Origin of the sequence: Mesorhizobium sp. NZP2234 (assembly GCF_013170765.1) — a bacterium.
Classification (GTDB): Bacteria; Pseudomonadota; Alphaproteobacteria; order Rhizobiales; family Rhizobiaceae; genus Mesorhizobium; species Mesorhizobium loti_D.
In genome coordinates, this window is the sequence record NZ_CP033364.1 from 1,639,859 (window position 1) to 1,665,855 (window position 25,997).

22 protein-coding genes are annotated in these 25,997 nt (G+C 63.8%); 11 read left to right on the forward strand and 11 right to left on the reverse strand.

Annotated features, from left to right (window positions below; all coding sequences use genetic code 11):
- Nucleotides 1-11: 11 nt before the first annotated feature.
- Nucleotides 12-545, forward strand: a complete 534-nt coding sequence (locus tag EB230_RS08045; protein ID WP_056576537.1) for a TetR/AcrR family transcriptional regulator — start codon at nucleotides 12-14, stop codon at nucleotides 543-545.
- A gap of 53 nt (nucleotides 546-598) precedes the next feature.
- Here the strand turns inward: EB230_RS08045 and EB230_RS08050 are convergent, their stop codons facing one another.
- A complete protein-coding gene (locus EB230_RS08050) occupies nucleotides 599-1,039 on the reverse strand; it encodes an Lrp/AsnC family transcriptional regulator (protein ID WP_056575891.1) in 441 nt (146 codons plus the stop codon).
- Between the two features lie 132 nt (nucleotides 1,040-1,171).
- Here EB230_RS08050 and EB230_RS08055 point away from each other — a divergent pair, with 132 nt between their 5' ends.
- Both EB230_RS08055 and EB230_RS08060 read left to right on the forward strand, forming a co-directional pair.
- Nucleotides 1,172-4,228, forward strand: a complete 3,057-nt coding sequence (locus EB230_RS08055; RefSeq protein WP_172372005.1) for an aminotransferase class III-fold pyridoxal phosphate-dependent enzyme — start codon at nucleotides 1,172-1,174, stop codon at nucleotides 4,226-4,228.
- A 122-nt stretch (nucleotides 4,229-4,350) separates the two neighbouring features.
- Nucleotides 4,351-5,355, forward strand: coding sequence for an amino acid ABC transporter substrate-binding protein (locus EB230_RS08060; RefSeq protein WP_056575894.1), 1,005 nt, complete (start codon nucleotides 4,351-4,353; stop codon nucleotides 5,353-5,355).
- Between the two features lie 101 nt (nucleotides 5,356-5,456).
- Here EB230_RS08060 and ugpC read toward each other — a convergent pair whose 3' ends face one another.
- The 6 genes from ugpC to EB230_RS08090 form a co-directional block, all read right to left on the reverse strand.
- The gene (gene ugpC / locus EB230_RS08065) at nucleotides 5,457-6,539 is read right to left on the reverse strand and encodes a sn-glycerol-3-phosphate ABC transporter ATP-binding protein UgpC (protein WP_172372006.1); all 1,083 of its coding nucleotides are present in this window, start codon (nucleotides 6,537-6,539) and stop codon (nucleotides 5,457-5,459) included.
- On the reverse strand, nucleotides 6,526-7,464 hold the full coding sequence (locus tag EB230_RS08070; protein WP_172372007.1) for a PfkB family carbohydrate kinase: 939 nt from the start codon (nucleotides 7,462-7,464) through the stop codon (nucleotides 6,526-6,528). Before EB230_RS08070 ends, ugpC begins: the two co-directional genes overlap by 14 nt.
- Nucleotides 7,464-8,486, reverse strand: coding sequence for an SIS domain-containing protein (locus EB230_RS08075; protein ID WP_172372008.1), 1,023 nt, complete (start codon nucleotides 8,484-8,486; stop codon nucleotides 7,464-7,466). The genes EB230_RS08070 and EB230_RS08075 overlap by 1 nt, the downstream gene beginning before the upstream one ends.
- On the reverse strand, nucleotides 8,483-9,328 hold the full coding sequence (locus tag EB230_RS08080; protein ID WP_056575901.1) for a carbohydrate ABC transporter permease: 846 nt from the start codon (nucleotides 9,326-9,328) through the stop codon (nucleotides 8,483-8,485). Before EB230_RS08080 ends, EB230_RS08075 begins: the two co-directional genes overlap by 4 nt.
- On the reverse strand, nucleotides 9,328-10,212 hold the full coding sequence (locus EB230_RS08085; RefSeq protein WP_056575903.1) for a sugar ABC transporter permease: 885 nt from the start codon (nucleotides 10,210-10,212) through the stop codon (nucleotides 9,328-9,330). The genes EB230_RS08080 and EB230_RS08085 overlap by 1 nt, the downstream gene beginning before the upstream one ends.
- Nucleotides 10,213-10,394: 182 nt before the next feature.
- The gene (locus tag EB230_RS08090; RefSeq protein WP_172372009.1) at nucleotides 10,395-11,633 is read right to left on the reverse strand and encodes an extracellular solute-binding protein; all 1,239 of its coding nucleotides are present in this window, start codon (nucleotides 11,631-11,633) and stop codon (nucleotides 10,395-10,397) included.
- A 219-nt stretch (nucleotides 11,634-11,852) separates the two neighbouring features.
- On the opposite strand from EB230_RS08090, the gene EB230_RS08095 reads away from it, so the two are divergent.
- Nucleotides 11,853-13,067, forward strand: a complete 1,215-nt coding sequence (locus tag EB230_RS08095) for an ROK family transcriptional regulator (protein ID WP_056575907.1) — start codon at nucleotides 11,853-11,855, stop codon at nucleotides 13,065-13,067.
- 105 nt (nucleotides 13,068-13,172) lie between these two features.
- On the forward strand, nucleotides 13,173-14,774 hold the full coding sequence (locus EB230_RS08100; RefSeq protein WP_172372010.1) for an inorganic phosphate transporter: 1,602 nt from the start codon (nucleotides 13,173-13,175) through the stop codon (nucleotides 14,772-14,774).
- Nucleotides 14,775-15,195: 421 nt separating this feature from the next.
- Here EB230_RS08100 and EB230_RS08105 read toward each other — a convergent pair whose 3' ends face one another.
- Nucleotides 15,196-16,356: a patatin-like phospholipase family protein gene (locus EB230_RS08105; protein WP_056575911.1), complete on the reverse strand. Its 1,161-nt coding sequence runs from the start codon at nucleotides 16,354-16,356 to the stop codon at nucleotides 15,196-15,198.
- Nucleotides 16,349-17,137 carry an acetoacetate decarboxylase gene (locus EB230_RS08110; RefSeq protein WP_065005520.1) on the reverse strand — a complete coding sequence of 263 codons (789 nt, stop codon included), beginning with the start codon at nucleotides 17,135-17,137 and terminating at the stop codon, nucleotides 16,349-16,351. The genes EB230_RS08105 and EB230_RS08110 overlap by 8 nt, the downstream gene beginning before the upstream one ends.
- A 241-nt stretch (nucleotides 17,138-17,378) precedes the next feature.
- Between EB230_RS08110 and EB230_RS08115 the strand changes: the two genes are divergently transcribed.
- Nucleotides 17,379-18,167 carry a 3-hydroxybutyrate dehydrogenase gene (locus EB230_RS08115; RefSeq protein WP_056575916.1) on the forward strand — a complete coding sequence of 263 codons (789 nt, stop codon included), beginning with the start codon at nucleotides 17,379-17,381 and terminating at the stop codon, nucleotides 18,165-18,167.
- 160 nt (nucleotides 18,168-18,327) lie between these two features.
- Here the strand turns inward: EB230_RS08115 and EB230_RS08120 are convergent, their stop codons facing one another.
- Nucleotides 18,328-19,314, reverse strand: a complete 987-nt coding sequence (locus EB230_RS08120) for a sugar-binding transcriptional regulator (protein WP_172372011.1) — start codon at nucleotides 19,312-19,314, stop codon at nucleotides 18,328-18,330.
- Nucleotides 19,315-19,517: 203 nt separating this feature from the next.
- Here EB230_RS08120 and EB230_RS08125 point away from each other — a divergent pair, with 203 nt between their 5' ends.
- On the forward strand, nucleotides 19,518-20,285 hold the full coding sequence (locus EB230_RS08125; RefSeq protein ID WP_056575920.1) for a 5'/3'-nucleotidase SurE: 768 nt from the start codon (nucleotides 19,518-19,520) through the stop codon (nucleotides 20,283-20,285).
- Nucleotides 20,286-20,498: 213 nt separating this feature from the next.
- On the opposite strand, the gene EB230_RS08130 is transcribed toward EB230_RS08125, so the two are convergent.
- Nucleotides 20,499-21,344, reverse strand: coding sequence for a metallophosphoesterase (locus tag EB230_RS08130; RefSeq protein WP_172372012.1), 846 nt, complete (start codon nucleotides 21,342-21,344; stop codon nucleotides 20,499-20,501).
- Between the two features lie 185 nt (nucleotides 21,345-21,529).
- Here EB230_RS08130 and EB230_RS08135 point away from each other — a divergent pair, with 185 nt between their 5' ends.
- From EB230_RS08135 to EB230_RS08150, 4 genes are all read left to right on the forward strand, one after another.
- Nucleotides 21,530-22,630, forward strand: coding sequence for an ABC transporter ATP-binding protein (locus EB230_RS08135; RefSeq protein WP_172372013.1), 1,101 nt, complete (start codon nucleotides 21,530-21,532; stop codon nucleotides 22,628-22,630).
- Between the two features lie 79 nt (nucleotides 22,631-22,709).
- Nucleotides 22,710-23,999 carry an ABC transporter substrate-binding protein gene (locus EB230_RS08140; RefSeq protein ID WP_056575923.1) on the forward strand — a complete coding sequence of 430 codons (1,290 nt, stop codon included), beginning with the start codon at nucleotides 22,710-22,712 and terminating at the stop codon, nucleotides 23,997-23,999.
- A gap of 51 nt (nucleotides 24,000-24,050) precedes the next feature.
- On the forward strand, nucleotides 24,051-24,926 hold the full coding sequence (locus EB230_RS08145; RefSeq protein ID WP_056575925.1) for a sugar ABC transporter permease: 876 nt from the start codon (nucleotides 24,051-24,053) through the stop codon (nucleotides 24,924-24,926).
- Nucleotides 24,923-25,771 (forward strand): carbohydrate ABC transporter permease, encoded by an 849-nt coding sequence (locus EB230_RS08150; protein ID WP_172372014.1) that lies wholly within the window; start codon nucleotides 24,923-24,925, stop codon nucleotides 25,769-25,771. Before EB230_RS08145 ends, EB230_RS08150 begins: the two co-directional genes overlap by 4 nt.
- Nucleotides 25,772-25,997: the final 226 nt, after the last annotated feature.

Here is a 25,997-nt window from a genome sequence, read left to right on the forward strand (position 1 = left end):
TGGGAGGCGCCATGAGAGACCGACGACCGAACTCGCGCGAGAAGATTCTCGCAGCGGCGGCTGATGTTGCCCGGGAATCCGGGCCCGGCAGCCTATCGCTGGATGCCGTCGCCAGCCGTGCCGGCGTATCGAAAGGCGGGCTGCTCTACAATTTCCCGACCAAGGCCAAATTGATGCAGGGGCTGGTCGAGGGTTATCTGCGCGATTTCGAGCAAGCGCTGGAAGCCGCCAGCACCGGCGACGATGGCGAAAACCCGCTCGCCGCCTATATCAGGCTGTCGGCCAGTGACTGCGAGGAAAAGCAGCCCTCGGCCTCCTGGATCTTTTCGGCGATCGCCGAGGATCCCGATTTCATGACGCCGATAAAGACATTCAAGCGGCAGCTTTTCGAGCGGCTGAAGGGCGAGACATCAGACCTCAAATCGCTGCTGATCTGTTATCTCGCCATCGAGGGGCTGCGCAGCATGGACCTCTTCGAGTTCGACGTGCTGTCGAAGGATGAGCGCGAGCTCCTGGTGGCGTCGTTGCTGGAGATCGCCAAATAGGTATGGCTGTGCGGCCGCGGCCGTGCGCGAAGGACGCCGTTGCCGCGGAGCGTTCAATCGACGGCCCGTTCAATGTCCCGGCGCAAGACGATCGCGGTCGTCAGGTCCTCGACGCCGCCGAGAGTGGCAACGAGGTCGCGCACTGTGTTCAGCCTGTCGATCGACGGCACTTCGACCTCGACCACGAGATCCAGCTGGCCACTTACCGACGACACGCGCCGGACCTCCGGATAGCGCGCCAGCTGGTCGAGAATGCCGATTGACGGCGTGCGGACCAGCGTGACCAGCAGGAACGCGCAGACCAGTCCTTTGTCCATCTGGCCGATATCGGCCCGGTAGCCTCTGATGACACCACTCTTTTCCAGCGAGGCCACCCGCTCGCTCGTAGCGCTGCGCGACAGGCCGATGCGCCCCGCGAGCGTCTTCAGGGGGATGCGGGCTTCCTTGGACAGAATGGCAAGAATGTCCCGGTCCTTGGCGTCCAGTTCCTTCATGACGTCACGCTCCCCTGCGGTTCCGTTAATGTGCCGGCCGATGCAGTCATTGTGCCGGCGCAACCGACGCTTTGCCGGATGCCCGATTTCCAGGCCCATGCCAAGCTTTGACAAGGCAGATCCGGAATACCGATGACCAACGTTTCACACCCAGCCCCTCAAGTCTCGCAGAACGAGGCCGTCGATATCGCGGCGCGGCACTTCGGTATTTCCGGCAGCATCGCGCCCCTCGACAGCGAGCGCGACCGAAATTTCAAGCTGACGGCTTCAGACCATTCGCTGTGGATACTGAAGATCGTCAACGCCAGCGAGCCGCTCGTCGAGAGTGAATTCCAGACGGCATTGTTGGATCACCTTGAGCGCAACAGCCCGTATCTGGCCGTGCCACGTATAAAGAAGACGCTACAGGGTGCTTCGCTCGCCCATGCAAAGGGGCCGGGCGGCGAGGATCATGCCGTGCGCCTGGTGTCGTGGCGTCCCGGCCGGCCACTGGCCGAGAGCCAGGCCACGCCGGCGCTGCTGGAAAGCCTCGGAGGTGCGCTCGGCAGGCTGGACCACGCCCTGCAAGGCTTCATTCACCCCGGCGCGCTGCGCTCATTCGATTGGGACATTCGCCGGGCAGGTGCGGCACGGCAACGCCTGCATCACATCGACGACAATCAGGACCGCGCCTTGCTGGAACGGTTCCTCGATCATTTCGATGCCGAGGTGGCACCCAACCTGCCGGCATTGCGGGCACAGGTCATCCACAACGACGCCAATGACTGGAATGTGCTCGTCGATCCCGAAAGGCCCGAGCTTGTAGCCGGGTTGATCGATTTCGGCGATGCCTTGCACAGCGTGCTGATCGCCGAGGTCGCGGTCGCTTGCGCCTATGCGATCCTTGATGCCGAGGATCCGATCGGCGCCGCTGCCCGCCTCGCCGCCGGCTTCCATGCCGAGTATCCGCTGCGCGAAGAGGAACTCGACCTGCTGTTCGACCTCATCGCCATGCGTCTCGTCACCTCGGTGACACTGTCGGCCGCGCGCAGGGACCGCACCGGCGGCAATCCCTATCTGTCGATCTCGGAAGCGCCGGCCTGGCGATTGCTGCATCGCCTGGACAGGATGAACCGGCACTTCGCGACGGCGATCCTGCGCAAAGCCTGCGGCTTCGAAGCCGCCGCCGGAGCCCGCGCCGTGACAGGCTGGATCACGGCAAACCGAGCGCGGCTCGCGCCAATCCTCGACCGCCATCCGGCGACCCTTGCAAAGGCGCTGGTGCCTTATGGAGATCCGCAAAATCCGATGACGGTGACATCGGCCGCGCAGCAGCCCGACAAGGCCACGGCGTGGTGGAATGCCTATTGCGCCGAGCACGGCGTTGCGCTCGGCATCGGCCCATGGGGCGAAGCACGCACCGTCTACACCAGCGACATCTTCCAGTCGCGTTTCGTGGAAGGCGCTCGCCGTGCCAACCATCTCGGCCTCGACCTTTTCATGGCGGCGGGGACGCGGCTTTACACGCCGCTCGCCGCCATCGTCAGAAGCGTCGAGGTCGAGGAGGATCCGCTTGGCTATGGCTGCCTGGTGGCGCTGGAGCACACACCGCCGGGCTGCCCGTCCTTCGTCACCCTGTGGGGGCATATGGCGCATGAGGCGGGACGGCGGCTGAAGGCGGGTGACCGTCTGGAAGCGGGTGCGCTTGTCGGCGAGATGGGCACGCCAACCGAAAACGGCGGCTGGGCGCCGCATCTGCATTTCCAGATATCGACGGATACAAGCCTCGCCGCGAGCGACATCCTCGGTGTCGGCGAGGAGCGTTATCTCGACGTCTGGAAGGAACTTTTCCCCGATGCCGCCGAACTTGCCGGCATTCCGCCCGAGACCTTCCGGCAGAGCGGCCGGTCACGCCCACAGATCGTTGCCGCGCGCAAGGCGTCGCTGCTGCCCAACCTCTCCATTTCCTACTCCGAGCCGATCAAATTCGTGCGCGGCGAGGGCGCATGGCTGATCGACGATCGCGGCCGCGCCTATCTCGACTGTTTCAACAATGTCTGCCATCTCGGCCATGCCCATCCCGACGTGGTCGAGGCGATCGCCAGACAGGCCGCGAAGCTCAACACCAACACGCGCTACCTGCACGATGCCATCGTCACCTATGCGGAACGGCTGACGGCGACGCTGCCCGCCGGCCTGTCGGTGGCGTCCTTCGCCTGCTCGGGCAGCGAGGCCAACAGCCTGATGCTGCGCATGGCGCGCACCCATACCGGCCGAGGCGAGGCGATCGTGCTCGACTGGGCCTATCACGGCACGACGCAGGAGCTGATCGAGCTCAGCCCTTACAAATACAAGCGCAAGGGCGGCAAGGGGCGCCCGGCGCATGTGTTCGAGGCAACCATACCCGACAGCTATCGTGCCCCGGCCGAATGGCCGGTGGACGAACATGCGAAGCGTTTCGCCGAGAGCGTCGCTGAGCAGATCGCCGATATGGCGAGACAAGGCCGTGCACCTGGCCTGTTCCTGGCGGAATCGATCCCCAGCGTCGCCGGCCAGGTGTTCTTGCCGGACGGCTATCTCGGGGAGGTCTATGCGATGGTGCGCGCCGCCGGCGGTATTTGCGCGGCCGACGAGGTGCAGGTCGGCTTCGGCCGCGTCGGCAGCCATTGGTGGGCTTTCGAGACGCAAGGCGTGACGCCCGACATCGTCACGATGGGTAAGCCGATCGGCAACGGCCATCCGATGGCGGCGCTGGTGACGACGTCAGAGATCGCCGCCTCGTTCGACAACGGCATGGAGTATTTCAACACCTTTGGCGGCAACCCGGTGTCCTGCGCTGCCGGGCTCGCGGTGCTCGACGTCATCGAGCGCGATGGCCTCAGGCGCAACGCCCTGGAGATCGGTGATTATCTCATGGCCCGCTTCAAGGCCTTGCAGGATCGCTACGACATCATCGGCGATGTGCGCGGCCAGGGCCTGTTCCTCGGCATTGAACTGGTCGAGGATCGCAAGAGCAAGGCGCCGGCCACACGCCTTGCCCGCCGCGTCAATGATGGGGTGAGGGCACGTGGCGTGCTGATCGGCACCGAGGGGCCATATGACAATGTCCTGAAGATGCGCCCGCCGATGATCTTCAGCCGGGCCAATGCCGATCATCTGGCCGGTGTTCTGGACGAGGCGATGGCGGCGGTTCTGGCGGAAGGGGCTTAGGACAGATCAACGCACCGCCCAGGCGGCGCGTAACCAGACATGACAACAGCAATTTTTCACGAACGTCCGGCGCTTCAAACGCCGGCGATAGGCGGGGCTTTGCCTCATAAAGGGAGGAAACCATGAGACATGCATTGATCACAGCGCTTTTGCTGGCATCGGCTACGCTGGCCAACGCGGACACATTCGACATCGTCAAGCAGAGAGGCTCGATCATCTGCGGCGTCAGCCAGGGCGTGGCGGGTTTTTCGGCGCCCGACGACCAGGGCAAATGGAGCGGCTTCGACATCGATTTCTGCCGCGCGGTTTCTGCCGCCGTTTTCGGCGACCCCGACAAGGTGAGTTATGTGCCGCTGTCGACGAAGGAACGCTTCACGGCACTACAGGCCGGCACCGTCGATATGCTGTCACGCCAGTCGACCTGGACCCTGTCTCGCGACACCGGCATGGGCATCCACTTCGTCGGCGCCGCCTATTATGACGGCCAGGGCTTCATGGTGCGCAAGGACCTCGGCGTCGACAGCGCGCTCAAGCTCTCTGGCGCCACTATCTGTGCGGAGCAGGGCACGACCACCGAGCAAAACGTCGCCGACTATTTCACCGCCCATCAGATGAAATACGAGGCGGTCGTCATCGATTCCGCCGACAGCATCATCAAGGCGTTCGACAGCGGCCGCTGCGATGTCTACACCACGGATGCCTCGGCGCTCTATGCGCAACGCCTGAAGCTGACCGATCCCGCCGCCTTCACCGTACTGCCCGAGATCATCTCGAAGGAACCGCTCGGCCCGGCCGTTCGCAAGGGTGACGACAAATGGTTCGATGTCGTGCGCTGGACGCTATTCTCGCTGATCGAGGCGGAGGAAGACGGCATCACACAGGCCAATGCGGACGCTTCGCTGAAGTCGCAGAACCCGACGATCCGGCGGTTCCTCGGTGTCGAGGGTGACAATGGCAAGCAGATCGGGCTCGATCCGGCATTCGCCTACAACATCGTCGCCAAGGTCGGCAATTATGGCGAGATGTTCGAACGCAATCTCGGCCAGTCCAGTCAGCTGAAGATCGCGCGCGGCATCAATGCGCTCTGGAATGCCGGCGGGCTGATGTACGCGCCGCCGGCGCGCTGACGTCCAGATTTGTTTGACGCGATTCCGGGCGGAAAACCGGTTACCGCTTGTCCTGGAATTGCCCGGTGCCGCGCAAGTCGTTCAGGCCTGCGCGGCTTCTCTCAAACCGTTGCGAGCGCCTTGCCCGTCGAGGGATCGAACAAGCGAAGCGCTGTCTCATCGAAGGTGAGGCTGCACTTCTCGCCCTTGGCGACCCTGGTCCTTGGCGGTAGACAGGCCGTCAGCCGCTGCGTGCCGATCCGGGCCGTGGTGACCAGTTCGGGGCCGGTCAGCTCGACGACTTCGATCTCCACGGGCAATGAAAAATCCGTCGGAACGGTCGCCAGGCGAAGCGCTTCGGGCCTGATACCGACGACCACCTGCACGCCTTCCCCAGCCGCGCTGGCATAGCGTGCCGGCAAGGGGATCCGCACATCGGATCCGGCAACGGCCAGCTTGCCGGCGGTGACGGTCGCCTGCAGCATGTTCATCGACGGCGCGCCGACGAAGCCGGCGACGTAAAGCGTGGCCGGCTCGTTGTAGATCTCCTCGGGTGTGCCGAGCTGCTCGATCCTGCCGTCGCGCATGACAGCGATGCGGCTCGCCAGCGTCATCGCCTCGATCTGGTCGTGAGTGACGTAGACGACGGTGGTCTGCAGCATCTGATGCAGGCGCTTCAACTCGGTGCGCATTTCCAGCCGCAGCTTGGCGTCGAGGTTGGACAATGGTTCGTCGAAGAGGAAGACCTGGGGTTTGCGCACCAGCGCCCTGCCGATGGCGACGCGCTGGCGCTGGCCCCCGGAAAGCTGGCTCGGCTTGCGGTCGAGCAGGGCCTCGATCTGCAGCAGCCTTGCCGCCTCGTTCACCGCCTTTTCGCGCTCATCGGCGGCGACCCCGCGCATCTCCAGGCCAAAGCCGATGTTGCGGCGGACAGTCAGGTTCGGATAGAGCGCGTAGGACTGGAAGACCATGGCGATGTCGCGGTTCTTGGGGTGAACGCCAAGGATCGAGCGGCCGCCGATCAACACATCGCCGCTTGTCGCTTCGGCGAGGCCAGCGATGATGTTGAGGAGCGTCGATTTTCCGCAGCCCGAGGAGCCGAGCAGCACCAGGAATTCCCCGCTCTGCAGCGCAATGTCGATGCCCTTGAGCGTTTCGACATTGCCGTAGTTCTTGCGAACGTTACGGATTTCAAGCGCGCTCATGCGTGGCGTCCTCGAGATGCATCGGCCCGCCATAGTTGCGGGGCAAGGTGGAAATGGCGCGCGAGGCGACATGCGTCGCGGCGGAAAGGCATGCGGACAGTGGCTGCTCCTGGGCGAGGGCGGCGAGGAAAGCGGCGTTGAAGACATCGCCGGCGCCGATCGTGTCGACGACGCGGACATCGGGCGCCGTTGCTTCGACAAGCGTGCCGTCGGGACCGATGGCGATGGCGCCTCGCGGTCCGCGCTTGACGACGAAGGTTGCGCCGTGCCGCATGCTGGAGCGGATTTGGCGCGCGGCGTCCGTTGGGCTCGACATTCCCGCCAGGGTCACCGTCTCGACCTCGTTGAACAGCGCCAGCGCGCAGCGCGAGAGCCATGCGCGTGTCGCGACGCAATTGGCCTCGGTCCAGCCATCCATCGGCCAGCCGGTGTCGAGGGCGACGGCAATGCCGTAGCTGTCCGCCCAGTCGAAGAACGCATCGTATTCGCGGGTAAGGTCGTCGGTCAGGAAAGAGCCGCACAACAGCGCGTAACCGCCGGAGAGCGCATTGCCGTCGAGGACAGACAAGACGTCGGCAAGGCTGAAACGCGGCAGGTGTCCGCGCGTGGTGAAGAAGGTCCGTTCGCCATCCGGGTGGGTCATGCCGACGGACAGCGTCGTGCCCTCGGAACGGACCGGCCAGGTCTCGGCGCGATGGCCAAAAGCCTCGCGAAGCCAGCGGCCGAACTGGTCGTCGCCGACATTGGCGGCAATGGTGAAGTCGACGCCCAGCGCTTGCCAGGCGAGCGCGCTGTTGCCGGCCTGGCCGCCGACACGCAATTCGTCATGGTCGACGACGGTTTCCGTTCCCGCCTTCGGCCACGGCGCGACCGGGCCGACGATGAGGTCGACATTGACGTTGCCGATCACCGCGAGCGGACGCATCACTCGCTCCTGGTGATCTTGGTGGAGCGCACGGGCGTGCCGGCATTGTCGACGCGGGCATCGGCGAAGGCGATCATCAGGCGCTGTGCCACCGGCAGCATGGCGAAGACCGCGGCGAGACCCGAAGCCGGCTTGAACGAAAACGTGACGGCACCCGCCACCGGCGATTGTCCTGATGCGTCGAAGATGATCAGCGGCGCGCCGGCTTCGACCACGGAGGTGGCCATGGCAGTCACCAGTTCCGCTGTTGGGTCGTTGCCGCGAAACAGGACGACGCCGACTTGCGGGCCAAGCATCTCCATCGGTCCATGCCGCAACTGGCCGCCTTCGAGCGAAAAGCAGGGCAGCCGCGACAGTTCGGTGAGGCCGAGCGCCAGCGCCTCGGCAACGCCTTGCAGCCGGCGTCCCGAGGTGACGATGGTGGTCACCTTGCCGAGGGCTGCCAGCGCCTGTGTAATGTCCGTGTCCTGCGGCTGATCCAGTGCGCCGAGCGCGGCAGCCGGATCCTCCCCAAGTGCGGCAAGAATGGCCAGATGCAAGGCGAAGGTCACGGTCAGGCTGCGCGTCGCGGCGAAGGCCACTTCCGTCCCGCCGGCGCCGACCAGGCAAGGCGCGGTGCGGGCGAGGAAAGAGCCGCCTTCGAGCGTCAGGCCGAAGACATCGGCAGGGCTCCCGGCCTCCGCGAACCACCTGACGACCTCGGCGCTCTCGCCGGATTGCGAGGTTACGAGCACCGTCCGGCCCGCCAGCGGCAGCGGCTGGCCGAGCTGTTCGGACAGCGGCAGGGCCAGCGCATCGATGCCGAGCGCGCGATAAAGCGGTTCAACGGCACGTCCGACGGAATGCGAACCGCCCATGCCAAGCAGGAGGAGACGACCGGTCTTCCTGATCGAGGCCGCGACTTCCAGCGCCATCGCTGTGTTGTGCTCGAAAGAAGCGCGCGCATCCGCGTTCTGGCGTGCCATTTCGCGGTCGATCGCGGCCAGCCCGGCCGGCCGAATTCTGGTTGCGGTCATCATCATCCTTTCACACCACCACTTGTCAGGCCGGAGATCAGCGCGCGCTGCATGATCAGGCCGATCAGCACCGGCGGCAGCGCGGCCAGCACGCCGGCCGTCGCGATCAATCCGTAGTCGGAGACACGGCCGCCGGCCAGATCGGCGATGGCGACGGTCAAGGTCTTGGCCCGCTGGTCGGAGGTGAACAGCAGCGCATAGAAGAATTCATCCCACGCCAGCAGCAGGGCGAACAATGCCGAGGTCGCCATCACCGGCGCCGCGAGCGGCAGCGTGATGATGCGCAAGGTCTGGAACAGGCCGGCGCCGTCGATCATCGCCGCCGCCTCGATTTCGCGCGGGATGGAATCGAAGCCCGACTTCATCAGCCAGGTGGTGAAAGGCGCCAGGATGGTCAGGTAGACAAGCGCCAGGCCGAACACATTGTTGAGCAGGCCGAGATGCGACAGGCCCATATAGAGCGGCACGGCCAGCGCGACGGGCGGCAGCATGTAGGTGGCGATGACCATCGACAGCGACCAGCCGATCGTTGGCGTGCGCGAGACCGCCCAGCCGGCGGGAATGGCCAAGGCGAGTGCCGCCAGGGTTGCCATGCCTGATATCTCCAGGCTGTTGCGCAAGGACGAGGTGAAGGCCGCGCCAGCACTGTTCTCGGCTGTCGACAGCAATTGCTGGTAGCGCGAGAAATCAGCGGCCTGCGGCCACCAGCGCAACGGCTTGGCGGCGAGATCGGCGGCCGGCGAAATGCTCATGATGAACAGCCAGGCGATGGGCGCCAAGATGATGGCGGCAAGCAGCAGCGCGCAGGCGTGGATGAAGACGGTGAAGGCGGGGCTCCTGCGTTCCATCAGGCGGCACTCCCGGCGGTTTTCCTGACCAATGCCGCATAGGCGACGGCAAGCACGGTAACGAGCAAGGTGACGATCAGCGCCAGCGACGCACCGGAGCCGGCGCGCTGGAAGGAGAAGGCTTCCTGGTAGACAAGGATCGACAGTGTGCGCGTGCTGTTGGCTGGGCCGCCGCGGGTCATCACCCAGATGATGTCGAAGACCTTGAAGGCCTCGATGGTGCGCAGCACCAGCGCCACCATCAGCGGGCCGGCGAGATAGGGCAGGATGACGAAGCGGAAGCGGTTGAAAGGTCCCGCGCCATCGACGAGCGAGGCTGCGGTGATGTCGCGCGGCACCGCCTGCAGGGCGGCGAGCGCGATCAGTGCCACCAGCGGAAAGTTCTTCCAGCAGTCGGCGACGATCAGGGCCGCCAGCGCGGTGCCGGGTTCACCGAGCCAGGAGCGGTAGGCGTCGATGAGATGCAGCTGCGTCAAGGCGGCGTTCAGCGCGCCATATTCAGGATTGTAGATCAGCCGCCACAGGGTGGCGTTGACCACTGTCGGCAGCGCCCAGGGCAGGATCATCAGGGCGCGCAGGACGGCGCGGCCGTGGAACTGCTGATTGAGCAGGAGCGCGGCAAGAACGCCGATCACCATTTCGGCGGCAACGGAGATGACCGCGAACAACGTCGTGGTGGCCAGCGTGCGCGAAAAATTCGAGCTCGACAGCATGTTGGTGTAATTCTCGAAGCCGACGTAACTACCGCCCGTGCCGACCAGCTTGGCGTCGGTAAGGGAGAGGCTGACCGTATCGACCAGCGGCCAGCCGATGACCGCGACCATGACCACGAGCAGCGGCAGCATCAAGAGCCATGCACGGGTCGTCATCCAGGTGCCCGACATCAGAGCAGCCTCTCTTCATTCAACAGGATTTCAGACATAGCATGGGCGGCACTACAGCGCCGCGCGTCCTATTGGACGCGCCAAGGACGCTGTAGCGTTTTGGCTTTGGGGCATGATCCCTTCCGAAAAATCGATTCCGATTTTTGGGTCATGCCCCGGCCGCCCATGAAGGACAATGATGCTCAGAGGCCGCTGTTCTGCGCGGCGGTCTTAAGCGCATCCTCGGGGGAGGACTGGCCGAGCAGCGATTCCTGGATAGCCTGCTGCAGAGCGGTCGACAGCTCCTGATACTTAGGCGTGGTCGGGCGCGGATACATGGCGGCCAGGCCGAGCTTGGCGGCGGCGATCAGTTCTTCCTGGCCCTTGGTGACGGCCGGATCGTCATAGGACGAGGCCCAGATCGGCAGCGAGAGCTTGGCATACTGGTTCTGCGTCGCCTGCGAGGTCATGAAGGTGATGTACTTCCAAGCCTCGTCCGGATGCTTGGAGACCGCGGTGACGCCAAGGCCCATCGAGCCGTTGACGGCCGACACCTCGCTGATGCCGGTGACGCCGGGCGCCGGCACGACGCCGACCTTGCCCGCCACCTTCGAGTCCTTCGGGTCGTTGGCCATGTTGTACATGTAGGTCCAGTTCAGCGCGAAGGCCGCATCGCCGTTTTCGAAGACCTTGCGCACGTCCTCTTCCAGGAATTCCTTGGAATTCGGGTTGGTGAGGCCGGATTTGTAGCTGTCGACCATGTATTTCAGCGCCGAGAGGCCGCCGCCGTTCTGGAAGTCGGGCTTGCCGTCCTTCAGGAAGTCGCCACCATAGGCACTGACCAGCGTGGTGTAGTCGCAGATCGCGGCTTCAGCCTGCGACCAGCTCCAGGCGATCGGCGTCTTCAGCAGGCCCTTGTCCTGGATGATCTTGGCCTGCGCGCCGAGCTCTTCCCAGGTCTTCGGGGGTGTCTTGATGCCGGCCTTTTCCAGGATGTCCTTGTTGTAGAACAGGTATTTGGTGTCGAGGATCCACGGCATGCCGTAATATTTGCCGTCATACTGGACAGTGGTCCAGGCGCCGGGCAGCACACCCTTCTTCATGTCGTCGGTGATCTTCGGCGTCACATCGACCAGCACCTTGTTGGTGGCGTATTCGGCGGGCCAGATGACGTCGAACAGCACGACGTCGTAGCCGCCACCCGAGCCCTGCGCGAGCACGGTCTTGTCGTGCAGGCCTTCATAGGGGACGAATTCGAGATTGACCTTGACGTCCGGGTTGGCCTTGGTGAAGGCGTCCGTCATGGCGCGCACGTCGGCCTCGCTGTAGGCTGCCTGAGCCATGAAAAGCGCATTGAGCGTCGTTTCGGCGAAAGCGTGGGGGACAAGCAGTCCTCCGGCGAAGACCGCGCCGACCAGTGTCTTGGTGATTGTCCTAAGCATTTTCTTCTCCCATTTCCGGCGTTGACGGGCCGGCAATGCGGGCATTTCGCATCGTCTTCCCGGATCCATGTCGCGTGACCTGATGGTTACCCGGCTGACCAGTGGCGACAGGCGGAGGCCCTGGCCATCTTGTTTTGGGGCGTTCGGTTCGCATTAAGTCAACTCGCTTGACTTAATTAGTCGATCAATATTCTAATGGAGTCAAGAGGGGAAACGCCGATGGACGACATCAGCCCGATCCGCGCCAAAAGCGGCACCAACCAGGAAGGCACCAGCGCACACAACCGCCGCGTCATGATCGAGGCGCTGCGCCTCAATGGCGCCTTGTCGCGGGCCGACCTGGCGCGGGCGACGCAGCTCACCAAACAGGCGGTGTCCAACATCATCGAGGATCTCGAAAGCGACGGTCTGGTCGCCGCGCTCGACGCGGTGCGCAAGGGCAGGGGGCAACCCTCGACTCCTTACAGGCTGGTGCCCGAAGGCGCCTTCGCCATCGGCCTGCAGATCGACCGCCACCTGACGCGGGCGGTCGCGGTCGACCTTATGGGCAGCGTGCTGGCGCGGGCGGAGGCCAACCTGCCCTTCGATGAACCGTCGAAGGGGGTCGAGGTCATTCTCGGCCTGATCGACGGCGTGCGCCGCGACCTTGCCGGCATCTCCTCGCAATCGGAGAAACGGCTTGTCGGTCTCGGCGTTGCCATGCCTGGCCCTTTCGGCCTGAAGAACTCGGACGACAAATGGATGATGCCGGCCTGGCAGAAGTTTCCGCTGCTGGAGACGCTGGCTGCCAGGACGGGACTGAATGTCGGCCTGCAGAACGATTCCGCCGCCTGCGCCACGGCGGAGCGCATCGTCGGCGCGGCGCATGGGGTCGATCACGCGGTCTGCCTCTATATCGGCTATGGCATCGGCACCGGACTGATCCTCAATGGCGAACTCTACAGCGGCGGCCATGGCAACGCCGGTGAAATCGGCATGGCGCTGCTGGCGCCCGCCGGCCCGAGCTCGACGCCGCTGGAGCACCGCGCCTCGCTGGCCTCGCTTTATCAGCACCTCGACCTCAATCCGGCCGACAGTGATATCTACGAACAGATGAACGCCCTGGTGCTGGCCGAGGATGCGAAGATGATGGCGTGGATCGATGGCGCGGCGCACGATCTGCGCTGGAGTGTGCATCTCATCGAAACGATCTTCGATCCGCAGACCGTCATCCTGACCAGCGGCGCGCCGGAAGCGCTGGCGCGCCGCCTCGTCGAGGCGATGCATCCTCTGCTGCCGTCGATCGCCGACCGGCCAGGCAGGACCTTGCCGCGCCTGCAACTCGGCACCACGGACCCGTGGTCGATCGCGCTCGGCGCGGCCGCGGCGCCCATCAGCCGCGCCTTCGATCCCTTGTTCTCGGCGATCCTGAAGACAAGCCCCGGACTTGCGTGAAGGAGCGGACACCGGAGGCAAACGCCTCTCTGGCGTCACACAGGGTTCATCGTCCGGACATAGCGTTCATCCCGGTTCTTTGCTGCGATGCAATAGGAGTGGGACATGGTGGACATCGTTTCCAGCGAGGCGGGCATTCCGAGACCGGATCATCCGCTGGATAGTTCGGGCAGCGCGAAGTGGTTCCTGCCGGCTTTCGGCGTGCTGGTGCTGGTCGGCATCGTCTATGTCGGCTACGCGCTGAGCCAGGACCTGGCCGAAGCCAAGACCGTGCCGTGGATCCTGCTGGGCATCGCCTTGCTGATCGCGTTGGGCTTCGAGTTCGTCAATGGCTTCCACGACACCGCCAATGCGGTGGCGACGGTCATCTACACACGCTCCCTGCCGGCCGAGTTCGCCGTCATGTGGTCAGGCGTCTTCAATTTCCTCGGCGTTCTCACCTCCAGCGGCGCGGTCGCTTTCGGCATCCTGTCGCTGCTGCCGGTCGAGCTCATCCTGCAGGTTGGCTCTTCCTCCGGCTTTGCCATGGTGTTCGCCTTGCTGGTCGCGGCTATCATGTGGAATCTCGGCACCTGGTTCCTCGGCCTGCCTGCCTCGAGTTCGCACACGATGGTCGGCTCGATCATCGGCGTCGGCCTTGCCAACCAGTTCATGGCACCGGCAGGCAGCGCCACAAGCGGCGTCGACTGGTCGCAGGCGACCAATGTTGGCCTGACCTTGCTGGTGTCGCCGATCATCGGCTTCTTCGCTGCCGCGATCCTGCTCTATGCAATGAAGCTGCTGGTGCGCAATCCGGCACTCTACGAGGCGCCGAAAGGCAACACGCCGCCGCCATGGTGGATCCGCGGCCTGCTGATCTTCACCTGCACCGGCGTCAGCTTCGCGCATGGCTCAAATGATGGGCAGAAGGGCATGGGCCTGATCATGCTCATCCTGATCGGCGTCGTGCCGACGGCCTTTGCGCTGAACCGCACGCCCGACATCAACTATCTCGAGGCCTACAAGTCGGCTTCGACCGGCGTCGAGCAGGCGCTGGGCAAATATGTGAAGCCCGGCATCACAGTCGCCGACGCCAAGGCCGCCGTGCAGGATGCCGTGCGCACCCGGACCTGGAGCGACCAGACCACGGTCGCGCTGCAGACATATATCCATAACACGACTGCTTCGCTGCAGCCCTATGCCTCGGTCGACAATGTGCCGACCGATCTGGTCAGCAACGCCCGCAACGACATCTACCTGATCGGCGAGGCGCTCAAGCTGATCGACAAGAAGCAATTGCTGCCGATGCAGACCGCCGATCTCAAGGCGGTCACCGACTACCACAAGGCCGTCGACAACGCGACGAAGTTCATCCCGCTCTGGGTGAAGGTCGCGGTGGCGCTGGCGCTGGGCCTCGGCACCATGGTCGGCTGGAAGCGCATTGTCGTCACGGTCGGCGAGAAGATCGGCAAGAGCCATCTGACCTATGGCCAAGGTGCGGCGGCCGAACTCGTGGCCATGGTGACCATCGGCATGGCCGATCGGCTCGGCTTGCCGGTGTCGACAACCCATGTCCTGTCGTCGGGTGTCGCCGGAACGATGGCCGCCAACGGTTCGGGCCTGCAATGGTCGACGGTGCGCAACCTGCTGCTGGCCTGGGTGCTGACCTTGCCGTGCTCGATCGCGCTGGCCTTCGTGCTGTTCATCATCTTCCGCCAGGTGTTCTGAGCGGAGCGCAAGAGACTTCAAAAAGAGGCAGTGCCGGTCGCCTGCGCTGCCTTTTTCGTTGAGCGGATTTCGAAGAGGCATTCGCGTTTGTATTGACGTGGAATATGCCTGCGAGACTGGTGCGAAACGCCCAACGCTTCGTCATCACGGGCGGAGCAAGGAGCGCAGCGACGCGGCGCAGACCCGAGGATCATGCCGGGACTACTGAGCGCCACTGCGGTGCTGAATTTTGCACCGGTGCACTCCACGGCGAAGGTCACGGAATGGATCCCAGGGGCTCCGCAACGGAGCGTCGCTCCTGCTTCACCCAGGGATGACGAAGTTTGGAGGCCTCGGCCAATCTCAAACGTTGGGGATGACCGCTCAAACGAATCCTGGCTAACACCGCTGAACCGTCAAGAAGCAACTGTCTCGCCAGACCTCAGGTCGGGTCTTCGCGATGCAGGTCGTGGATGGTGACGCCGTCGGCGTTGGTCGGCAGCATCAGCCACTTCTTGTGGCGCAGCGTGCGCTCGGTGTCCTCGAGTCCCATCTCCCAGTGCTCGCGCATCGAGGTGCCAGAAAACTCATAATCCTTGGCGTGGCCTTCGTAACCTTTGTGCTGGTAGATGAGGTGGACGATGTTGACGACGCCGGCATCGGAATAGTCTGCCATCAATGCCTTCTCGCCTTCCTTGAGCTGGTCCGGCGGAACGCGCTTCAGCGCGTCGAGCAGTTTCATCTTCAAGGCATGGATGCGCTGGAAATTGTCGGTGTTCTGGCGCGTGCGGCTGGAATACATGATGTCCTTGTGGCGCGACAACACATCGGCCATGCCGCGCGGCAGCACGCCGCGGGCGCTGAACAGGTCGACCTGGAACACCAGGGAAGACCGGTCCTCTTCCTGATCGAGCAGATATTGCAGCGGCGTGTTGGAGACGATGCCGCCGTCCCAATAGTACTCGCCCTCGATGCGGACCGAGGGAAAGGCGGGCGGCAGCGCGCCGCTGGCCATGATGTGCTCGGGACCGATGCGCACCTTCTCGGTATCGAAATACACGAAATTGCCGGTGCGGACATTGACCGCGCCGACGCTCAGCCGCTTCTTGCCGTCATTGAGGATATCGAAGTCGATCAGGCTCTCCAGCGTGTCCTTCAATTCGGCGGTGTCGTAGAAGCTGGTGGCGCCCTCGGCGCCCGGGTGCTCGAACCAGGGATTGGGATTACGCGGCTTGAAGAAGCCGGGCTGGCCCATGGTCATGGTCATCCATGACGAAGTGCGGTTGCGGATGTCGCGGTAGATGTCGCCTTCCGGCGTATAGGCCCAGATCTTGCGGCCGGAGATCGTCTGCCAGAACTGTTCGAGCCGCTGCAGGCGTCGGCTCTGTTCGTTGCCGGCAATGATCGAGGCATTGATGGCGCCGATCGAGACGCCGGACAGCCAGCTCGGCTCGCAGCCGGCATCGGCCAGCGCCTGGTAGACGCCGGCCTGATAGGCGCCAAGCGCGCCGCCACCCTGGAACACCAGGGCGATGCGGTCATACTGCGCCGAGATCTCCTCGATGGTGGCGGCGGCTTCCTTGTTTCGATTGCGTTCAAGCACGAATTTTCTCCGGCTGGGCTTTGCTGGTTGCGACCCGGTCGTGATCGGCAAGATAGTCGTGGACGACCTCGCCCAGCCCAAGTGTCAGATCGGCCTTGAAGTGGACGGCGGAGACGATGTCGAGCACCGGCAGCTTCGCCACGTCGGCCATGACATGGGGCCGCAGATCGAGTGCTGCGGGCGCCGTCCAGGCCTCCTTCAGGGTGATGTCCGTGAGGTAGTAGCGCACCAGCTCGCAAATGCGGGGCGTGCCGTCGACATGCGGGATGATCTTTATAAGGAAGTTTGGCGCGGCGAGTGCCGCGAGCACGGAATCGTGATCGGCTTCGCGGTGCTTGTAGCCCATCGTGCCCGTGGCGCACAGAACGCTGCCATAGTGCAGCGTGCCGACGATCACCTCGCCCTCATGGGCGATCTTCGGGTTGGCCAGTTTCTTCGGAAAACCCCAGAGCTCACGGCCGCCGGCGATCGGCGCGTCGTCGTCGAGATACATCGAATGGACATAGCCGCCATGCTGGCCCTTGTATTTCACCGGAATGACCTGGCCGGTCTCGGTGTAGTCGCCGAAGCCCGTGGAGTCAGGCATGCGGATGAATTCGTACTTGACCAGCGGCTCGTCGATTTCCAGCGGCGCCGGCACGACGGCCTCAAGCGCCTCGCGCGTCGTGCGATAGGTTATGATGATGTATTCGCGGTCGAAGAAACGGTAGGGCCCGGGCGGAAAAGACGGATTGGTCAGCGGCATCGCATAGGCGCGCTTCACGACATCGGCGATTTCCAAGCTGCACCCCCAAGGTCCTGTCGGCGAATTTCGTTCAGGATGACCGCGCGAATGCGCTGCCGATTATGTTGCACGGCACCATGACAGTGCCGTGTCAGCCGGACGAGCATGTCTCGAGCCGGTCGAGAGCCGCGCCGAGGCTGTCGTCTGGCTGTAATCGCATCGACACATGGCTCTGTCATTGTCATGCTGCGGCGCACAATTATCCTCCTGTTCCCCTCCCACTTCTCGCGAGATCACCATGGGTTCCCTGTCTTCGAAGAATGCCCTCGTCACCGGCTCGACCAGCGGCATAGGCCTGGCCATCGCCCGCGCCTTTGCCGCCGAGGGCGCCAACGTCACCATCAACGGCCTCGGCGATGCCGCGGCAATAGAGCAGGAGCGCGCCGGCATCGAGAAGGATTTCGGCGTCAAGTGCCGCTATTCCGATGCCAACATGATGGACGGCGCCGCCGTCACGGCGATGGTTCGCGACGCCGAGGCGGCGTTCGGCGGCCTCGACATCCTGGTCAACAATGCCGGCATCCAGCATGTCGCGCCGATCGAGGAATTCCCCGACGACAAGTGGGAAGCGATCATTCGCATCAATCTCCTGGCGGCCTTCTACGCCATCAAGGCGGTGGTGCCGGGCATGAAGGCACGCAAATGGGGCCGCATCATCAACACGGCTTCCGCGCATGCACTCGTCGCCTCGCCGTTCAAGTCGGCCTATGTCTCGGCCAAGCACGGCATTGCAGGCCTGACCAAGACGGTCGCCCTGGAAGTCGCGCAGGACGGTATCACCGTCAACGCCATCGCGCCGGGCTATGTCTGGACGCCGCTGGTCGAGAAACAGATTCCCGACACGATGAAGGCGCGCGGCATGACCGAGGAACAGGTCAAGCATGATGTGCTGCTCGCCGCGCAGCCGACGAAGGAATTCGTCACCGTCGAGGAGCTTGCCGCGTTGGCACTGTTCCTGTGCTCGGATTCCGCCAGGCAGATCACCGGCACGACCTTGCCGATGGATGGCGGCTGGACGGCGCAGTAACGCATCGGTCGCAACATTTCCGTTTTTATCGACCGGTACCCAAAAGGCGGCTTCCTACCGCCGCGGGATATCCTGATCGCGGCCGCGGAGGATTGGGAGGTTTTCCGCAGCCATGGGCCGTGGGCGCGCCGCCATTGGCGTATCGCGAGGGTCAGGAGGCCTATTCGAGCGGAGGAAGCTCAAGCAGCGCCTGGGCGGCCGCGACGTCGGTGATGAGAAGCTTGGCGTTGGTCGCCGCGATCCCGGCGCGGATGGCGTGGATCTTGCGCAGGCCGCCCGACGAGATGATCACCTTCGGCACCCTGCTGATGTCGGCGGGATTGATGGCCATGGCGCGATGGTTGACGGGATGGTCAAGCACATTGCCGTCGGCATCGACGAAATGGCAGAGCACATCGCCGACGGCGCCGGCATCCTTGAGGCTCTTGGCGTCCGACCAGTTGAGGATGCCGCGGCGGAAGATCGAAGCCTGGGTGCCGACATCGCCGACGCTGAGCAGCGCGATGTCGACGGCACGGGCCCGCTCATAGAGCTGTTTGAGATCGTCCTGTTTCCACAGTGCGTCGGCCAGTTCGCGGTCGGGCACAAAGACAGGCGCGGTGATCTGGTAGAGTTCCGTGCGGTAGAATTCGGCGAAGCGCCAGGCGACGGCCGAAGGATTGTGCGCGGTCGCATGGGTCAGGCCGCCGAGCAGTGAAATGACGGTCATGTCGTCGACCTCGCGCCAGATCAGCGACCGCATGCAGACCTGCAGCGTGGCGCCCCAGCCAACCCCGATCGACAGTCCGTTGGTGACCTGTTCGGAAATGTAGCGTCCGGTGGCGTGGCCGACGACGGCCGCGACGCTCTCCTCGTCCTGGCTCGACGCGGGCACGACGATCGCCTCGGTCAGGCCGAGGTGCTTTTCCAGGTTCCGTTGCAGGCGGATCAGCGATTCGGCCTGCGAATTGATGGTGATCTGGACCGTACCGTCCTCACGCGTGGCCGCAAGCAGGCGCAGGGCCTTGATGCGGCTGATGTCGAGATGCTGGGCAACCTGTTCCTGGGTCAGGCCCTCGACATAATAGAGATAGGCGGCTCTCAGCTTGAGTTCGTCCTGGTCGGACTGGAATTTCGTCCGCCTCGGTCGCTTTTCCGAACCTGCCATGCCCACTTCCCTCAAGACGTATCCCCATTAGACGATTTGCCGGCGGAGGGAAATCACGCGGCCGCTCGCGCGCCGGCCGCCCGTCGAAATCCAGCAAGCGAAAAGCCTACCCAAGTTCATCTTACGGAATTGTACAATAATTCTCAATATGGCATAAATGTACGGATTATGACGTCGCTCGGGCGCAGCCAGAAGGATATGATATGCGAATACTGCTCTCCAATGATGACGGAATCGACGCGCCCGGTCTGGCGATCCTGGAAAGGACGGCTGCGCTGCTGAGTGACGACATCTGGACCGTGGCGCCGAGCGGCAACCGTAGCGGCTTTGGCCATTCGATCACGCTGCGGCAGGCCTTTGCCGTTGAGCAGGTCGCGCCCCGACGCTATTCGTGCACCGGCACCCCGGCCGACTGCGTCATAGGGGCGATGCACTGGGTGTTCCGCGACGGCGCGAAACCCGATCTGGTGCTGTCGGGCATCAATGAGGGGCGCAACGTCGCCGAGGATGTCTCCTATTCCGGCACCATGGCGGTGGCGCGCGAGGCGGCGCTGTGCGGCATTGCCGGCGTGGCCTTCTCCATGCCACGCGACAGCCAGGCCTATGGCGATGACGAGGTCGCATGGCTGGCGGCGCGCATCGAAGGTTTTTGGAACACCCGCCAGGAATGGGCCCAGGAGGGACATTGGCTGAGTGTCAACCTGCCGCGCAATGTGCCGGCGCCGATGCGTTCGGCGCGCATCGGCCGCGACAAATGCGCGACGCGGGTGATCATCCATGCCGAGGATGGGCGCAGCGCCCGCATCGAGCCGCTGGCCGACCGCAACTACGCCACGACGCCGGGTGACGAAAACAGCCTGATCGATTCCGGCATTGCCTCGGTCACCTGCCTGAACTGGATGGGCCATGCCGTCGTGCCGGCGGGCGCCTTGTCGGAACTCGACGGGACCCTTGAACAGGCGGTCGCCTAGGACTTGATCCCGAAAAGATCGGACTAGAGCGTTTCACGGAAACGGCGAAACGCTCTATCTCTTTGTTTTTGAGGCAATTTCGAAGGGAAAGCGCTATGCGCCTTGCCCGGGCAAACCGCTCACACTTTTCTCTGGAATTGCTCTAACCGGATTCGAACTGAAAAGGGCGCCCGGATCGCCGGCGCCCTTTTTTTGTTCTCGATCGTGGCGCGATCAGTATTTCGGGTAGACGTCGAGCAGGCAGTCGTCGAGATAGCTGTTGACGAAGCCGGGGATGGTCACCGCGCGGGTTTCGATGCCGCCGTCGTCATGCAGCACGTGTTCGAGATAGCCGACCTCGCGGTTGCCACCCATTTCGGGCACCAGCTCCTCGCGGGTGGTGAAGGCGATGGACGAGCACCATTCGAGCCTCACACCATCGTGGCCGCGCGAGCGCTGCTGGTGCAGGTGCCCGCTGGCGATCATCTTGAGCTGCTTGTGCTCCATCAATTCGTGCAGGTTCTGTCGACCGATCGGGTCGACTGTCCAGTAGGTCAGTTCGGTGCTTTCCGGGGTGTCGACATAGAGCGGCTGATGCGAGAACAGCGCCAGGTGCCGCTCACCAAGCGTCGCCAGCTGTTCGCCGATCCAGTCATATTGCTGCTGCTCGCCCTCCAGTCCCGAACCGACACGCAGCGAGTTGATGCCGAGCAGCCGCCAGTTGTCGCGGTCGATCGACCATCTGTCGGCGCCATAATAGCGCTCGTAACGGTGAAGCCTGGTCGGGCTGATGGCACTGCCCATGGCGGTTTCGGGTTGCGACAGGCGCGGATTGTCGCCGACATCGTGATTGCCGGGGATATAGCGGATGTCCTTGCCGGCGCGCTCCAGGAAGGAGCGGCAGAAGGGATAGTCTTCCTCGAAGCGTATGCCGTCGAGCGTGATGTCGCCGGTATGGATGATCAGGTCGTGATCGGCGGCCTTCAGCACATCGATCATGAGCTCGTTGTTCTCGTGAAACCGATGGGTTCGCGGCGAGAGGTGGGTGTCGGATATCTGCATAATTCGAATCGAGGCCATGGATCTCTCTTTGCCGGTGGGCGTGGTCTGATGCGTCGTCGCCTCAGAATTGTACAATTGTATTGACTTGAGAAAGATAGTTCAATATTCGATTCTAGCGATCAACGGATCGCCAGCCCGAGCGCGTCTTCGCCGCGCGGATTCCGGAGGGATCGGGCGGGAGGTTACCGGAACGGGGAGGCACCATGTCCGGCATCGAGATCAGGAACCTCAACAAGAGGTGGGCGACCTTTGACGCCGTGAAGGATGTCAGCTTCGAGGTGAAGCCCGGCACGCTGACGGTGCTGCTTGGGCCGTCCGGCTGCGGCAAGTCGACGACGCTGCGGCTGATTGCCGGCCTCGATGCGGTCACTTCGGGCCACATCTTCATCGGCGGCAAGGACGTCACCGTGCAGCCGCCGGCCAAACGCGGCTTGGCCATGGTGTTCCAGTCCTATGCGCTCTTCCCCCACCTCAGCGTTGCGGAAAACATCATATTCGGTCTCAAGGTGCGGCGGGTGCCGGCCGGGGAGCGGACGCGCCGCCTCAAGAAGGCAGCCGACATTCTCGGGCTGGGGGCGCTTCTTGACCGCAAGCCTTCCCAGCTTTCGGGCGGTCAGCAGCAGCGCGTCGCCCTCGGCCGGGCGATCGTGGCTGAGGCGTCGGTGTGCCTGATGGACGAGCCGCTGTCCAACCTCGACGCGCAGCTTCGCCACGAGATGCGCAAGGAAATACGCACCATCCAGCAGGCGTTGGGCATGACCATGGTCTATGTCACGCATGACCAGATCGAGGCGATGAGCCTTGCCGATCAGGTCATCCTCATGCGCGGCGGCCGTATCGAGCAGAAGGCGGAGCCGGCAGGGCTTTATCTGCGGCCCGCGACATCGTTCGCGGCAAGGTTCATCGGCACGCCGCCGATGAACCTCGTCTCGCTGGCCGATGGGCCGGCTGGCGCCATCATCAAGGGATCGGTGGGGCCGGCACTGGTCGAAGGCAAGGGCGATGGGCTGTCGCTCGGGCTGCGGCCGGAGGAGATCCGGATCGAGCCGGATGGCGTCGTGCCCGCCATCATCCGCGGCATCGAATATCACGGCGCCGACAGCATTCTGGAGTGCGCCGTCGGCGACCAGATTCTGCAGGTGCGCGTGGACGGCATCCGCCGGCAGTCCGTTGGCGACCAGGTGCGGCTGGGCTGGCTGCCCGACGCCATGCACGTCTTCGACGAGGCGGACGGCAACAGGGCCGAGCGCAAGGTGTTGGTCGGTCAGGCGGCCGGCGAGCGCGTGCTGCGCGCGGTGCCCTGACCTGCGGTGAACGGCCCACGGCCTCGAAGCAGGCCGATTGGCGACGACAACGAGAAAACATCACAAACCGGAGGAAACGATGTTTGCAAGAAGTGGCAAGTGGCTTGGCGCCGCGCTGTTGGGAGCAGGCCTGAGCCTCGGCGTGGCGCAGGCCGAGCCGGTGGAAATCAGTTTCTATTATCCCGTGGCCATCGGCGGTCCGGTGACCAAGATCGTCGACGACCTGATCACTCGGTTCGAGGCGGCCAATCCCGACATCAAGGTCAAGGCGATCTACTCCGGCACCTATTCCGAGACGATCAGCAAGTCGCTGACCGCGTTCAAGGCCGGCCAGCCGCCGGAACTGGCGGTCATGCTGTCGGCCGATCTCTTCACGCTGATCGACGAGGGCGCGATCGCGCCGATCGACGACCTGGTCAAGACCGACGACGACAAGGCCTGGCTCGCCGGATTTTCGCCGGTGTTCATGACCAACAGCAAGAGCGGGGACAAGACTTGGGGCATCCCGTTCCAGCGCGGTACGACCGTGTTCTTCTGGAACAAGGATGCCTTCAAGGCGGCCGGTCTCAACCCGGATGTCGGCCCGCAAAACTGGGAAGAAGTCGTCGATTTCGCCACCAAGCTGACCAAGCGCGACGCCAGCGGCAACGTCACGCAATGGGGCATGCAGGTGCCGTCGTCGCTGACCTCCTACTGGTTGCTGCAGGGCTATGTGGCCCAGAATGGCGGCACGATCGCCGATGTTTCGGGCGACAAGACCTATTTCGATTCTCCCGAGGTCGTCGAAGGACTGCAGTACTGGACGGACCTGGCGCTCAAGCACAAGGTGATGAAGCCCGGCGTGATCGAGTGGGCGACCAATCCGAAGGACTTCTTCGAGGGACGTGCCGCCATGATCACCACGACCAGCGGCAACCTGACCAATGTCAAGACCAACGCGCCGTTCCCGTTCGGCGTGCAGATGCTGCCGGAGCACAAGAAGCGCGGCGCGCCGACCAGCGGCGGCAACATATTCATCTTCAACGGCACGGCGCCCGAGAAGCAGCAGGCGGCCTTCCAGTTCGCGAAATGGCTGACCTCGGCCGACCAGGCCGCCGAATGGAGCATCAAGACCGGCTACATCGCGCCGCGCGACGATGCCTGGAACACGCCGGCGATGCAGGCCTATGTCAAGGAATTCCCGGGTGCCGCCGTCCCGCACGACCAGATCCCCTACATGGTGCCGGAGCTTTCGACGCACGAGAACCAGCGTGTCGCCCGCGTCATCGATGACGGCATCGAGGCCGCGCTGACCGGTACCAAGACGCCGGCACAGGCGATGAGCGATGCGCAGCAGGAAGCCGACCGCATCCTGAAGCAGTATCGCTGACCGATACGAAGGGCGGTGGGTCGAAGCCACAGTGACAGGAAAGGGTGTCTCGTGACACAGGGGCGAAATCAGATCACCGCGTGGCTGCTGCTGTTGCCGGCCGTCGTGCTGCTGGCGGCGTTCACCCATGTCCCGGCGGTGATGACGCTGGTCAACAGCTTCTACAACACGCCGCGCGGCGTACGCCCGGCAAAGTTCGTCGGGCTCGGCCACTACAGCGACATGCTGAGCGACCCGGTGTTCCTGGCCGCGCTGAAGAACAACGCCATCTATGCCATCGGCACGGTGCCGGTGGCGATCGGCCTCGCCATGCTGATGGCGCTGATCGTCAACTCGTCCATCCGCGGCAAGGCCCTGCTGCGCATGTCGTTCTTCCTGCCCACCATCCTGCCGATGATCGCGGTGGCCAACATCTGGCTGTTCTTCTACACGCCTGGCTACGGCCTCATCGACCGCTTCCTTGGCCTGTTCGGCTTTGCCGAGCGAAACTGGCTGGGGGATGGCTCGACGGCGCTGGGCAGCCTCATGGTGCTGGCGGTCTGGAAGGAGGCTGGCTTCTTCATGATCTTCTACCTGGCGGCGCTGCAGCAGATCAGCCCGTCGCTGTCGGAGGCCGCGGCTCTCGAGGGCGCCGGGCGCTGGTACTTCTTTCGCCGCGTCACCTTCCCGCTGCTGATGCCGACGACTTTGTTCGTGCTGATCAATGCCATCATCAATTCGTTCCGGCTGATCGACCACGTCATCGTCATGACCCGTGGCGGCCCCGACAATGCCAGCACGCTGCTCCTCTACTACATCTACCAGACGGCGTTCCGCTTCTGGGATACCGGCTATGCCGCCGCGCTGACCATGGTGCTTTTGGCACTGCTCGCAGCGCTCGCCTTCGTGCAGTTCGGCATTCTCGACCGGAGGGTCCACTACAAATGACCGTCACCGCTCTCCCCCAGCCGGTCCAGTCGCGCGAGCAGGGTTTCTGGCACGCCATCGAGGTGATCGGCTGCTATCTGCTCGGCGCGCTGTGGATCCTGCCGCTGCTCTATGCGGTGTGGATGGCGTTCCATCCCGCGGGATACGAAGTGCGCTTCGACGTCACGGCGCCCCTGACATTAGGCAATTTCATCCAGGCCTGGAACGCGGCTCCGTTCGCGCGCTATTTCCTCAACACCTTCGTGCTGATCACGGTCATCCTGGCCTCGCAATTCGTCATCTGCACGCTCGCCGCCTATGCCTTCGCCCGCTACGATTTCCGCGGCAAGACGCTGGTGTTCATGCTGGTGCTGATCCAGCTGATGATCATGCCCGAGGTGCTGCTGGTCGAGAATTACCGCACCATGGTCAAGCTAGGCCTCGTCGATACGGTGCTGGCGATGGGCCTGCCCTACATGGCCTCGGCCTTCGGCATCTTTCTTCTGCGTCAAGCCTTCCTGACCGTGCCCAAGGAACTCGACGACGCCGCACGCGTCGAAGGGGCCGGGCCGCTTGGCACACTGCTCAAGGTCTACGTTCCGCTGTCGCGCCCGATCTATGTCGCCTATGGGCTGGTCTCGGTCAGCTACCACTGGAACAATCTCCTGTGGCCGCTGGTGATCACCAATTCGGTCTCGACCCGGCCGCTGACGGTCGGCCTGCAGGTCTTCGCCTCGCCTGACCAGGGCGTACAGTGGAGCATCATCTCGGCAGCCGCCTTGATGACCTCGGCGCCGCTGCTGATCGGCTTCCTGCTGTTCCAGCGCCAGTTCGTGCAGAGTTTCATGCGGGCCGGCATCAAGTAGCCGCCTCTTGCCGGAACATCGCGGCGTCCGCCGCGCAGCTTTGCGGTTCGATGGCTGTTCGGCATCCCGGACAGCCTGCCGTAACGCGCGGCATCCGGCTTTTGCCACCGGCCATTCCGTGCCTGCCGGACGCCTCCGGAAGGGCACGAAAGTGCGGTAATTTTGGACATTAGTCTTGACAGAAATACAGATGTTCAATACCCGTCAAGCACTTGAACAAGCCTGC